Source organism: Streptomyces sp. NPDC001020 (assembly GCF_053599115.1).
In genome coordinates this window covers 54,116-66,459 of sequence record NZ_JBSFLQ010000025.1, presented here as the reverse complement: position 1 = coordinate 66,459, position 12,344 = coordinate 54,116, and the positions used below count along the sequence as shown (strand labels likewise).

The window sequence follows — 12,344 nt, the reverse complement described above, 5'->3', positions numbered from 1 at the left end:
CCATGAGTACACACGGGTAGCGTCACCCCCATGGAGGACTCACAGGACACTCACAACTCATCCACACTGCGCACCCGGTACGTTCGACGCGTCACGACAGCCGTCGCAGGGGCGGCTGTTCTGGTGGCGCTGAGTTTCGGGGTCGCCCTCGCGGCCGGCTCGGACGACGACACCCCCGTCCCGGCTTCTTCGGAGACCGTCATGCCGCCGGGTGAGGAAACCGGCGCCAGTACCGATGGCGGCACCAGTGGTGGCGGCGACAGCAGCAGTGGCCCGTCACCGACGTCCGACGTCGAATACCCGCCCATCCCCACCTCCACTGTGCCCACGTCTTCGCCCAGCTCCGAGCCCGATCTGACCGAGCTCAACCGACGCATCGCGCAACTCGACAAGAAGATCGACCAACTGCCCACCAAGAAGGAGCTTGCCGACGCCCTGCGCGCCTTCGCCGACGAACTCGACAAGTCCGAGTAATCGTGGGGGACAACCGGTGGACGTATCACGCTCGCCGTCCGGTTGACTCCACGAGCCGGTGTTGTCATGGCACTGGCCGCAGTTCTCGTGCCCGTGGGCGCGATCCGTCATGCGGCTGAGGGGTGAGATGACACCCCATCAGCATCAGACAGCCCAGAAGAGGCCGCAGCGGCTTGTGGTCATGGGGTCGGAGTCGCAGTGAAATGCACGCCGGGCGTCGGAGATGCGGACGGCGGAGGATAACTCGGGGCCAGCGAGGGGGACAGCGGAGCCAGCGACGCGCACAGCGAGGTCGGGAAGGCAGGCTCCTTGCTCTGCACGTCACGGCAGCCTCCGGTGGAGGTCCGGAAGATCGGCTTCCAGCCCGACTTCTTCGCCTGGAAGAACCAGCGGTCGCCCAGCCGGGACGAGCAGGCAGGGTCCGTCGAGCCGCCGCAGGCCGGTCCCGTGCGCCAGGAGAAGTCCAGCACCAGCCACTTCCCGTCGCACTTCTCCGAGTTCCGGTACGTGTGCGCGGGCGCGCCGGCTGCCATCAACGCCTGTTCATAGGAGGCGGTGGTGCAGCCGGTGGCCGGCGGTGTGCAGCCCAGCTCGCCGCACAACCGCAGCGCGGGCAGCTTGGCACCATCGGCGGTGAAGCGCGTGTAGTTGTCGACGATCACGTCCCGGTCGCCCAGCGGTTCGGGCAGCCTGACCTTTGCCGTGGCCGTGCTCTCCTTGGTGCACCCGGAAGCCCTGTCCCCGGACGGCGAGGTGAAGGTGACCTGCACCCGCACGAGGTCCGTCATCGGGTCGGTGAGCACTGCCTTGAGCTCGCGCACACACGCGTGCACGCCACTGGGCACCTGCGTGTCGAGGAGCAGCGTGCGGCGGTCGCCGCTGAGGTGGACTCCGGTGACCGCGGAAGGTTGCATCGTGGTCCACGGGATGGGCTCGGTCGTCGCCGGCGAGGCCGACCTCTCGTCCCCCTGACCGGCCGCCTGTGTTCCGCACGCGCCGAGGAACAGCACGGCAACGGCGCAGAGCAATGCGGCTACGACGGCTCGATGCGTTCTACCTGATCGCAAGAGCGCCCAATCCCCCTGGTACGCACCGACGTTTGCCAGGCCAATATAAGGCGAAGGCCAGGTGTGGGTGGCCGACCGCTGCGTGCGCATCCCTCCGACGTCCAGGCCGGCCACCCCGTGAAGCAGGCAGGTAGGCCAGAGCCGAACCGCCCACGTTGTCGTCCAGTTGGTCTGCCGCTTACTGAGGTGCGATCGTCTTGAGCCAGTCGTCGATGGTGACGACATCCGCCCACTGCGGGAACAGTCGCCCAATGAGGACCCGGTGCACCTCGGGGTCGATGTCCAGACAGCCGTCGGAGAGGACGGTGAGGCCGAAGTCCAGGTCGTTCGCCTGGCACAGGGTGGACAGCACCACAGCGCTGGTGGCGATGCCGGTGAGTACGAGGCTGTCGATACCGCGTGCCCTCAGCACCATGTCGAGATCGCTGCCCGAGAACGCACTCGCCCTTCTCTTGGTGACCACCACGTCGCCCGGCCGGGGCGCGACCTCAGGGTGGATCTCGGTGCCCGGGGCGCCCTCGACATAGAGGCCGGCCTGCGCGATGGCATTGAGAGCCCTGTTGCGCGTGCCGACCTCCGGGAAGCCGGGACGGAACGCGATGACCACGTAGATCACGGGCATGTTCGCCGCCCGGGCCCCGTCGATCGCCCTGCGCAGGCGTGGCAGGTATCCGGAGTCGTCGTCGACGATGTCCACGATGGCCTGTTGGACGTCCATCACGAGAAGGGCGCTGCTCATGTCGTCTCCAGGAACGAAGTCGGTTCTGCGTTGACTCGGGCCGGGCTCTCCATGGTCGGATCCTGCGAGATCGTGCCGCTCGGGCACGTCCGCCAGACCACACCGGCCCGGAACTCGCACACGCTCCGGTTCAGGACCACCCGGTCATCCGGTCGGCCGCGGCCACGCGACGAGTCGTGCAGCGACCGACGGATGAACTCGCTTACCGTACCGGGCAGTTCATGGCGCTGTATCACCAGCCCACAATGCGTTCGCCGAGACCGGCGCGTTCAGCGTCACCCACCACCGCCACCCGGTCTGGAAGGTCGTGTTACCGATAGACGGCCAGGTCCGGCGGCCCTGACCGCCGCGTGACACAGCACCGCACGCGTTCACGGCCCGGAGGGCATGGGGCTGACGCGCCTCGACGAAGCCGCGGCAGGGCGCATACTCGCCGCTCTGGGGCACACCGGCGTCCCTGACACCGGCAGCGCGTCCGACCTGTCCGCCGTCAAGGCCGAACTCACCGCCCTCATCGGAGCCGGGCGCGCCCTCGACCCAAGAGTGGCCCACGCATTGTGTGAGAGCACACGTGCCGATCCCCGCGCCGACGTCGGCTCCATCGCCGCTGGCGTCGGTCTCTCGCCGCCCCGGATGCGTGCCCTCGTCCGTGCCTCCGTGGGAGTCCCGTTGGTACGGCTGCGGCAATGGGCACGGCTGCGCGCCGCCATCGCCGACCTGCCCAGGGAATCGGTGGCCGCGGCCGCGGCCTTGGCGGGCTTCGCCGACCAGGCCCATCTCGCCCGCACCGCCCGGGACCTCATCGGACGCGCACCGGCTTCCGTCGGACGTGTACACGATCCCGTCGCAGGCGGACGCCGGGCGGATCGGAGAAGCGGACCCCGGGCCGCCACCCCCCACGACAACGTGCTGCACCCGCGTAGCTCTGGTAGCGCGATCGTCCGGGGATGACGGGCAATGGCAAGTCCTGAGCGTCCGACAATCACGTCGGCTGGCTTCCGGCCGACTCCGAGACGCGCGATCCTGGTACTCCTACCACGGGCCGGCGAACAAATGCGGGCTGGTGCGCATCTCACGTTTCGTGAAGCCCACTTCACGCTGATACGGCCCTCTGCGCGACGTGTACCGTCGCGTCTTCCGAAAGGAGGCGGGGCGATGAATGTCCCGTCGTTCTCTGACCGCAGAAGCGCGACCGCACCGCTGCGGCACCCTTGCCGGGCCACGACCGCACGCGGACTGAGTACCGCTGCCGCCGCGGCGGTGGTGCTCCTGGCGGGCTGTGGCACGGAAACTCCCACGGCGGCCCCGCACTCCGGTGGGCCCGGCGTGTCCCTCGCCCCGACCGCCGCGCTTTCCCAGGCCCCTTCGCTCGTCGCGAGGAACCTCACCGCCGCCACCGCGTGCACCAACAGCACGAAGCTGGCCGGGTGGTCGAACCGCCGGCTGGCCATGCTGACCATCGCCGTCCCCGTGTCGGAGACCTCGGTGTCCGACGTCACCTCCGAGGTGAGCGCCGGTGCGGGCGGTGTGCTGCTGTTCGGCAGTAAGGCGCCGTCCGACCTCGGCTCCCGGCTGACCGCCCTGAAGTCCCATGTACCCGACCACCTGGGCCTGTTGGTGATGACCGACGAGGAGGGCGGCGGCATCCAGCGCATGGCGAACCTCGCCGGGTCCCTGCCCTGGCCCGCATACATGGGTAAGCACTGGAGCCCGGCTCAGATCCAGCAGAGCGTCACGAAGGTCGCCACCAAGATGGCGGCTGCCCAGGTGAACACGGACCTTGCGCCGGTGGTCGACGTCGACGGCAGGAACATGGCCCCCGGTCGGACCAACCCCGACGGATGGCGGTCCTTCAGCGGCAGCACCTCGGTGGTCTCCAAGGACGGTGTCGCGTACTTGAACGGGTTGCGCGCCGGACACGTGATACCTGTCGTCAAGCACTTCCCCGGCCTCGGCGGCTCCAGCTACAACTCCGACTTCGGCCCCGCCCGCACCCTGCCCTGGTCCACCCTGAAGAAGGTGGGCATCCCGCCGTTCACAGCGGCCATCAAGGCCGGTGCCCCGGCCATCATGGTCTCCAACAACATCGTGCCGGGCCTGGGCACCAATCCGGCGAGCCTGTCACCCACCGTCATCAGCTACGAGTTGCGCGGCAAACTGGGCTTCAAGGGGCTGGTGGTCACCGACTCGCTCAGCGCCAAGGCGATCTCCGCCGCCGGCTTCGGCGTCCCCGCCGCCGCCGTCCAGGCCCTGCGCTCCGGTGCCGACATGGTCATGTTCGACCTTGGTGGCAACGTCAGCTCCAAAACGTCCTCGATCGCCTCGGCGATCACCAGCGCGGTGGCCGGCGGACACCTCGCCCGCAGCCGTCTCATCGACGCGGCGGGGCACGTCCTGGCCGTCCGGCACGTGAGTCTCTGCTCCTGAGCGCGAACGGCAGCGAGAAGTCGGCTCCTCCCATCGGTCCGGCCCGCCGAGGCGGCGGCGTTCAGCGCGGGATCACCCAGTCCGGCACCCAGGTCCCGGTGGCGTCGTGGCCGGCCGCTGTGGCGGCGAGGTGGGCGCGGAGGGTGGCCAGCGCGGGGTGGGGGTTGTCGCGGTGCCAGAGGAGCGAGTGCGGGTATACGGGTGTCGGGTCGGTCACCGGGATACGGCGCAGACCATGGCCGGCGGGCCAGACCAGGCGGGTCTGCTCGCTCATGAAGGTGGCCAGGGCCGGAGTGTCGGCGACGGTGTCGAGAAGCGTGTCGGAGCCGAAGTTGGGGCCGGTCGCCTCGATGATGAGCCCGAACTCGGCGACGAGGTCGTCGTAGTAGGCGGCCCACTCGGTTCCGGGGACGATGCCGGGCATCCAGATCCGGTGTCCGGCGAGCTGGGCGACGGTCACCGACCGGGCGGACGCAAGCGCGTGGGCGGGGCCGGTGAGGAGCTGGAGCGGCTCGTCGAGTATGCGGACCGACTCGATGTCCTCGGGAAGGGGCCGGCCGGGCATGGCGACGGCGCGGAATGACGCGTCGATCGTCCCGGACCGGATGGCGGCGACGGCCGTGTCGACGTCGAACAGCTTTACCACGTCGAGGTCGATCTCGGGGTGTGCGCGGTGGAAGCCGCGCATCAGGCCCGACGCCGCGCCGCGCAAGTTGATCACATCTACGCGCAGTGGACGGCTGCCGGTGCGCACGGACGCGACGGCACGGTCGGCGACGCGCAGCAGCTCGCGCGCGTGGGGCAGGAACGCCTGCCCGTCGATGGTGAGCTCGGCGCCGCGCGGCGTGCGGGTGAACAGCCGCACACCGAGGTTGCGCTCCAGCGCGGCGATGCGTTTGGAGACGGCCTGCTGGGTGACCGCCAGCTCGGCGGCGGCCTCCTGGAACTGCCCCGCGTCGGCGGCGGTGACGAAGGTCTGAACGGTGTCGAGGTCCATGCGGGCACCCTACGGGTACAACCGTTGGTTGTGGTCGGGCGGCCCTTTGGTTGTTTGATCCCTTGTCGTGATGCTCGCTTTGATGCCTCCGTACGCGGATTGGTTGTGCGGGTGTGTGGCGAGGGGAGTCGGACATGAGGAACGGGCACCGGTTGGGGCGGCGGTTCGGGTGGCTCTGGGGAGCGTACGGGACCAGCGCGCTCGGCACGTGGCTGGCCTTCGGCGCGTTCCCGCTGATCGCGATCCGGGTGCTGCACGCCGGGCCGGCGGAGGTCGCGGCGTTGTCCTCCGTGGGGGCGGCGGTGGGCGCGGCCGTGGCGGTGCCGCTCGGACCGTGGGTGGAGTTCCGCCGCAAGCGACAGGTGCTGATCGGGATGGACCTGGCGCGCTTCGCGGCGCTGCTGACGATCCCCGCCGCGTTCGCGCTCGGCGTGCTCACCTTCGCCCAGCTCCTACTGGTCTCGGTCGTCGTCGCGGCGTCCGACATCGCCTTCCGCGCCGCCTCGGGCGCGTACCTGAAGGCGCTGCTGCCGGCCGAGGACCTGCTCGTCGCCAACGCCCGGTTGGAGTCCACGACCTGGACGACCACGATCATCGGACCGCCGCTGGGCGGCGCCGCGATCGGGCTCCTCGGTCCGGTGGCGACGGTGGTGGCCGACGCGGTCAGCTACCTGCTCTCCGCCCTGGGCATCCGCGCGACGGGCGGCCAGGAGCCGCGGCCCGAGCGCCGGAAGACGGCGCGCATGCGGGTCGGGGACCTGCTCGACGGTTGGCGGTACATCCTCGCCGACGTATCGCTGCGCCCGCTGCTCTTCAACACCGCCTTGTTCAACGGCCTGGTGATGGCCGCCCAGCCGCTGATGGCCGTCCTGATGCTCGGCCCACTCGGGTTCGCACCGTGGCAGTACAGCCTTGCCTTCGCCGCGCCCTCGATCGGCGGGCTGCTCGGTTCGCGGCTGGCCCGACCGCTCGTCACCCGGTTCGGGCAACACCAGATCCTGATCGCGACCGGGGCGCTGCGCGCGGTCTGGCCCATCGGCCTGGCCTTCCTGGGACCGGGTACCGGAGGCTTGCTGCTGGTCATGAGCGTCGAACTCGGGCTCATCTTCTGCTGCGGGGTCTTCAACCCCGTCTACACCACCTACCGCCTCGAGCGCACCGCGACCGATCGGGTCACCCGCACGCTGACCGCCTGGTCGGTGACGACCAAGGCCTCGACCGCGCTCCTGACGGCCGCATGGGGCGTGCTGGGCAGCCTGCTCGGCCCGCGCACGGCCATCGGCCTGGCCGGCGTACTCCTGTTGGCGTCCCCGCTGCTCCTTCCCCGACGCGCCGCGGCACCCCTCGACGAGCCGGAGTCGGCACCGAGCCGCGCCTGACGAGGTGTGGGATCACCAGCACCGGACTGTAGCCGCCACGTCCGTAGAACAGGCGGCGGCCGAACGCCCGAAAGCCCCCTCTGGCCACTTACGCTCGGATCAGCTTCGACGTGACCGTGGTCCCGTCCGACATGGATTCGGGTCTCAGCCAGTCGTTCACGGCCGCTGCGGGGATCGTGAGGTCAGCCGGTGCGGCGGGAGCGTGCCAGAGCCAGCCCACCGAGGCTGATGCCGATCAGTCCCACCACCAGGGCCACGATGGCCCCGCCGAGCCCGTTGCCGGTGCCGAGACCACCGTCGGCGGTGGCTATGACCAGCGCACCGAGAACCATGCCGATCAGCCCCACCGTCAGGGCCATGATGGCCCTGCTGCGCACGTTGCCGGTGCTGATACGACCGGCGAAGCGGGCCAGAGCCAGACCGCCGACGACCACGCTGGTCAGACCCATCAGCGCGGCGACGATGGCACCCAGTCGTCCAGAACTCATGGTGTAGACACTGGCGGCGATCGGCTGGACCGACGCGTGCGCGACCGCCGGGGTGGCAAGCACCAATCGGACTGACATGAAGTGCTCCTTCTCCTGCTGCGACTGGACGACCTGATCATGTCCGCCGGACGTACGGCTGGTCGTCCACCGCATGCAGGAAATCCGCATTGCCGCCGATGCGGCATCCGACTACCGCGGACGCTGCAGGAGCCGCACAAGTACCGCGTGTGCGGTAGGCGACCGATGGAGTGGGATACGCGCTGCTGCCGCCCGAGCGTTGCACCTCCCTCTACGAGGTGCGTGCGGTTATCGCGTGGCGCACCCCGTAGGCGGCAGCCCCCAGCACCAGTACTGCTGCTCCCCACGCCACGGACGCCACGGGCAAGGTGAAGGCCAGCAGCAGGCAGCCGGTCAGGCCGACGGCGGGTACGACGCGTGGTGGGCGGTTCTCCTGCGGTGTCAGTGTCCAGGCCGAGGCGTTGGCGACGGCGTAGTAGACCAGTACCCCGAAGGACGAGAAGCCGATCGCGCCGCGCACGTCCACCGTCGCCGCCAGCACCGCCACGACCGCGCCGACCAGGAGTTCCGCGCGGTGGGGAACCTTGAAGCGGGGGTGGACGGCGGACAGCGTGTGCGGCAGGTGCCGGTCACGGGCCATGGCCAGCGTTGTGCGGGAGACCCCCAGGATCAGAGCGAGCAGGGAGCCGAGCGCGGCCACGGCCGCCCCGACCCGTACGACGGGCGCCAGCCGGCCCGCCCCCGCAGCCCGCACCGCGTCGGTCAGTGGCGCGGTGGCGTCGGCCAGCCGCTGCGGGCCCAGCACCATCAACGCGGAGACCGCCACCACCGTGTACACGACCAGGGTGATCCCCAGTGCCAGCGGAATGGCCCGCGGAATGGTGCGTGCGGGGTCGCGCACTTCCTCACCCAGGGTGGCGATGCGCGCGTATCCGGCGAACGCGAAGAACAGCAGGCCGCCGGCCTGCAGTACCCCACTGAACGAGGCGTCCGTACCGACGTCCAGCCGGGTCGCGTCCGCCGCGGGGGAGGTCAGCGAGGCGACGACCACCGCGGCGAGCACGGCAAGCACCACGGCGACGATCACGCGGGTCAGCCAAGCCGCCTTCCGAACTCCGGCGTAGTTCACCGCGGTCAGCGCCACTACGGCCGCCACCGCCACCGCGTGCGCCTGACCGGGCCAGACGTACGCCCCGACGGTGAGCGCCATAGCCGCGCACGAGGCGGTCTTTCCCACCACGAAGCTCCAGCCCGCGAGGTAGCCCCAGAACTCACCGAGTCGTTCGCGGCCGTAGACGTAGGTGCCTCCGGAGGCCGGATAGCGGGCCGCGAGCCGCGCCGAGGACGTCGCATTGCAGTACGCCACCACGGCGGCCACCGCGAGACCGAGCAGAAGCCCGGAGCCGGCTGCGTGCGCGGCGGGAGCGAGCGCGGCGAAGATCCCCGCACCGATCATCGACCCAAGGCCGATCACCACGGCATCCGGCACGCCCAGTCGCCGCTCCAGCTCACCAGGGACGCCGGACGCCTCCGACGGTCCGCTCATCGCACGCTCCCTGAGGGTGATCGAAGCCCAGAGCCACCCCTGTGGCTCCCGACATCGGAATACGATATCGATGCGACGGGCCCGGCACGGATGTAGAGCGTCCGGCATCAAGTGTTCGGAGGCAACGAGGTCCACGGCTTTTTCGGTCGGCCGGTACCCGCCGGAAGTCGAGCAACATATCCGCAACCGAATCTGCGATGGCGGCTGTTGCCGCCGATGTGAGTCCAGGTTGCATCAGCGGGCTGCGGAATTATCTGCCACCTGCTGGGCGATGTGCGCCACGGCGAACTCCGTTCCTGCCACGAACCGCATCATCGGGCCGAGCATCGGGGCGGCGAGTGACCCGGTGGAGTACAGGCCCCGGACCGACGACTCGAACGAAGCGGACAGGTGGGGCGCCTTCGAACCCGGCACACAGGCCAGGGCGTCGCGCACCGTGGGTGACAGAAAGAGCGTGCCTCGGTCGGCTCCTGGCTGCGCCTGCTCCCGGGAGGTCCTGGCCACTGCGATGTACGAAGTCGCGGCCGGGCGGGCCCCGAAGGCGGCCCTGGGGGGCCGGCGGTTCGGGCGCCCTCATCCGGGTGCGGCGCGTCCTCACCCCGCAGCCCCGGCCGCACCGCGCGACGTGGCTGGGCATCGTCATGGCGACCGTCGCGGCTCCGCTGCTACCTCTGCTGGTGCCCTGCGTGCCCTGACTCCTGCCGGACTCGCACTGCCCCCGACAACAACGCCGAGCCGGGGCGCTTCCCGGACACACACTGCGCGGCTTGGCTGACAGACCATGGGAGGCACCCGGCTCGGCCGGGTGCCTCCCATGAATTCGTTGCTCTGCGTGGTTACTTGAAGGACCGCAGTCGAAGACTGTTGGTCACGACGAATACCGAGGAGAACGCCATCGCCGCGCCCGCGATCATCGGGTTGAGCATGCCGAAGGCAGCCAGGGGCAGGGCGGCGACGTTGTAGCCGAACGCCCAGAACAGGTTGCCCTTGATGGTGGCCAGCGTCCTGCGGGACAGACGTATCGCGTCCGTCGCCACGCGCAGATCGCCTCGTACGAGGGTCAGGTCGCCCGCCTCGATCGCCGCGTCCGTGCCGGTGCCCATCGCCAGGCCCAGATCGGCAGTGGCCAGAGCGGCCGCGTCGTTGACGCCGTCGCCGACCATCGCGACCGTACGGCCTTCCTTCTGCAGTCGCTTGACGACGGCCACCTTGTCCTGGGGCATGACCTCGGCGATCACCTCGTCGATCCCCACCGTCCGAGCCACGGACTCGGCGACGAGCTGGTTGTCGCCGGTCAGTAGGACGGGCCGCAGCCCGAGTCGACGCAGCTCGGCGACGGCCTCGGCGCTGGTCTCCTTGACCGCGTCGGCGACCGTGAGGACGCCGCGCGCGTGGCCGTCCCAGGCGACGGCCACCGCCGTGCGACCCTCGGCCTCCGCGGCCTCCTTGGCCTCAACCAGCTCGTGGGGCAGCTCGATCGCCCACTCCTTCAGGAGCTTCTCGCGTCCGACGAGCACCGCGTGTCCGTCGACGACGCCTTGGACGCCGAGTCCGGCGACGTTCTCGAAGCTCTCGGGTACCGGCAGCGGGCCACCGATCCGCTCGATCGCCCCGGCGGCGATCGCCTGCGCGATGGGGTGCTCAGAGGCGTGCTCCAACGCGCCCGCGATCCGCACGAGTTCGTCTTCCGCCATGCCCTTGGCGACGTACACGTCCTGGAGGGTCATCCGGCCGGTGGTCACGGTTCCGGTCTTGTCCAGGACGATGGTGTCGACCCGCCGCGTGGACTCCAGTACCTCCGGGCCCTTGATCAGGATGCCGAGCTGGGCGCCGCGACCGGTGCCGACCATCAGCGCGGTCGGCGTGGCCAGACCCAGCGCGCACGGACAGGCGACGATGAGAACCGCGACGGCTGCCGTGAATGCGGCCGTCGTGTCGCCGGTGGCGAACAGCCAGGTCAGCAGGGTGCCCAGGGCAATGAGGATGACCGCTGGCACGAAGACCGACGAGATCCGGTCCGCGAGGCGCTGTACCTCGGCCTTGCCGTTCTGTGCGTCCTCGACCAGCCTGGCCATCCGTGCGAGCTGAGTGTCCGCGCCGATGCGGGTCGCCTCCACGACGAGCCGACCCCCGGCGTTGACCGTGGCACCGGTGACCGCGTCGCCGACGGCCACGTCGACGGGTACGGACTCGCCGGTCAGCATGGACGCGTCCACGGCCGAGACACCCTCGACGACCCTCCCGTCGGTTGCGATCTTCTCGCCGGGCCGTACGACGAATCGGTCACCGACCACCAACTGCGCGACGGGCATCCGTACCTCCGTCCCGCCGCGCAGCACAGAGACATCCTTGGCACCGAGCTCAAGCAGCGCCCGCAGAGCCGCGCCGGCCTTGCGCTTGGACTTCGCTTCCAGATAGCGCCCGGCGAGGATGAACGCGGTGACACCGGCTGCGGCCTCCAGGTAGATGGAGGAGGAGCCGTCGGTGCGGGAGACGGTGAGGTCGAAGCCGTGCCGCATGCCCGGCATGCCGGCATGGCCGAAGAACAGGGCCCAAAGCGACCAGCCCAAGGCGGCGAGCGTGCCGATGGAGACCAGGGTGTCCATGGTCGCCGCGCCGTGTCGGGCATTGGTGAACGCGGCGCTGTGGAAGGGAAGGGCACCCCAGACGACGACGGGGGCGGCCAGAGTGAGTGACAGCCACTGCCAGTTGTCGAACTGGAGGGCCGGAACCATCGCCATCAGGATGACGGGCACGGCCAGGACGAGCGAGACGAGCAGGCGCTGGCGAAGGGAGAGCAGTTCGTCATCCGCTGCCGAGGTGGCCTCGGCTGTGTCACCGGCCGGGGGAGTGGGAGGTGGCGGTTCCTCGGCGGTGTAGCCGGTCTTCACTACGGTGGCGATGAGGTCGGCGACCTCGACGTCCGGTCCGTAGGTGACCTTCGCCTTTTCGGTGGCGAAGTTGACCGTGGCGGTGACGCCGTCCATACGGTTGAGCTTCTTCTCGATGCGGGCCGCGCAGGAGGCGCAGGTCATCCCGCCGATGGAGAGCTCGACGTCGGAGGCAGGGGCCTTGCTGTTGAGCGTCGTCTCGGGGGTCGTGCTGGTCATGCGTATCTCCTGAAGGAGACCGGGGCGTACGGCGTCCGTATCGGCAGAGCTGTACGCCCCGGCGTGGTGAGGCGAATTGCCTGATGGTCGGGCCGGCGA

The 12,344-nt window shown here is 69.9% G+C and carries 11 protein-coding genes; 4 read left to right on the top strand and 7 right to left on the bottom strand.

The genetic code is table 11. The features are described 5' to 3' along the window. Window positions 1-30 precede the first annotated feature (30 nt). On the top strand, window positions 31-474 hold the full coding sequence (locus ACWDEX_RS23505; protein WP_450465795.1) for a hypothetical protein: 444 nt from the start codon (window positions 31-33) through the stop codon (window positions 472-474). 179 nt (window positions 475-653) lie between these two features. Here ACWDEX_RS23505 and ACWDEX_RS23500 read toward each other — a convergent pair whose 3' ends face one another. Further along, window positions 654-1,388, bottom strand: a complete 735-nt coding sequence (locus ACWDEX_RS23500) for a hypothetical protein (RefSeq protein ID WP_450465794.1) — start codon at window positions 1,386-1,388, stop codon at window positions 654-656. Window positions 1,389-1,719: 331 nt separating this feature from the next. Continuing rightward, window positions 1,720-2,280, bottom strand: coding sequence for a cysteine hydrolase family protein (locus tag ACWDEX_RS23495; RefSeq protein WP_450465793.1), 561 nt, complete (start codon window positions 2,278-2,280; stop codon window positions 1,720-1,722). A gap of 387 nt (window positions 2,281-2,667) precedes the next feature. On the opposite strand from ACWDEX_RS23495, the gene ACWDEX_RS23490 reads away from it, so the two are divergent. Both ACWDEX_RS23490 and ACWDEX_RS23485 read left to right on the top strand, forming a co-directional pair. After that, window positions 2,668-3,231 (top strand): helix-turn-helix domain-containing protein, encoded by a 564-nt coding sequence (locus ACWDEX_RS23490; protein ID WP_450465791.1) that lies wholly within the window; start codon window positions 2,668-2,670, stop codon window positions 3,229-3,231. 204 nt (window positions 3,232-3,435) lie between these two features. Further along, on the top strand, window positions 3,436-4,707 hold the full coding sequence (locus ACWDEX_RS23485) for a glycoside hydrolase family 3 N-terminal domain-containing protein (RefSeq protein WP_450465789.1): 1,272 nt from the start codon (window positions 3,436-3,438) through the stop codon (window positions 4,705-4,707). Window positions 4,708-4,768: 61 nt separating this feature from the next. Here ACWDEX_RS23485 and ACWDEX_RS23480 read toward each other — a convergent pair whose 3' ends face one another. After that, window positions 4,769-5,704, bottom strand: coding sequence for a LysR family transcriptional regulator (locus tag ACWDEX_RS23480; RefSeq protein WP_450465787.1), 936 nt, complete (start codon window positions 5,702-5,704; stop codon window positions 4,769-4,771). A 134-nt stretch (window positions 5,705-5,838) separates the two neighbouring features. Here ACWDEX_RS23480 and ACWDEX_RS23475 point away from each other — a divergent pair, with 134 nt between their 5' ends. Continuing rightward, complete coding sequence (locus ACWDEX_RS23475) at window positions 5,839-7,083, top strand: MFS transporter (RefSeq protein ID WP_450465786.1); 1,245 nt, start codon at window positions 5,839-5,841, stop codon at window positions 7,081-7,083. A gap of 182 nt (window positions 7,084-7,265) precedes the next feature. Here the strand turns inward: ACWDEX_RS23475 and ACWDEX_RS23470 are convergent, their stop codons facing one another. The 4 genes from ACWDEX_RS23470 to ACWDEX_RS23455 all read right to left on the bottom strand — a co-directional run bounded on the left by ACWDEX_RS23470 (window position 7,266) and on the right by ACWDEX_RS23455 (window position 12,245). Then, window positions 7,266-7,649, bottom strand: coding sequence for a DUF6223 family protein (locus ACWDEX_RS23470; RefSeq protein ID WP_450465785.1), 384 nt, complete (start codon window positions 7,647-7,649; stop codon window positions 7,266-7,268). A 211-nt stretch (window positions 7,650-7,860) separates the two neighbouring features. Continuing rightward, window positions 7,861-9,135 (bottom strand): APC family permease, encoded by a 1,275-nt coding sequence (locus tag ACWDEX_RS23465; RefSeq protein WP_450465784.1) that lies wholly within the window; start codon window positions 9,133-9,135, stop codon window positions 7,861-7,863. Window positions 9,136-9,369: 234 nt separating this feature from the next. Next, a complete protein-coding gene (locus tag ACWDEX_RS23460; RefSeq protein WP_450465783.1) occupies window positions 9,370-9,639 on the bottom strand; it encodes a hypothetical protein in 270 nt (89 codons plus the stop codon). Between the two features lie 332 nt (window positions 9,640-9,971). Beyond that, on the bottom strand, window positions 9,972-12,245 hold the full coding sequence (locus tag ACWDEX_RS23455; protein WP_450465782.1) for a heavy metal translocating P-type ATPase: 2,274 nt from the start codon (window positions 12,243-12,245) through the stop codon (window positions 9,972-9,974). Window positions 12,246-12,344: the final 99 nt, after the last annotated feature.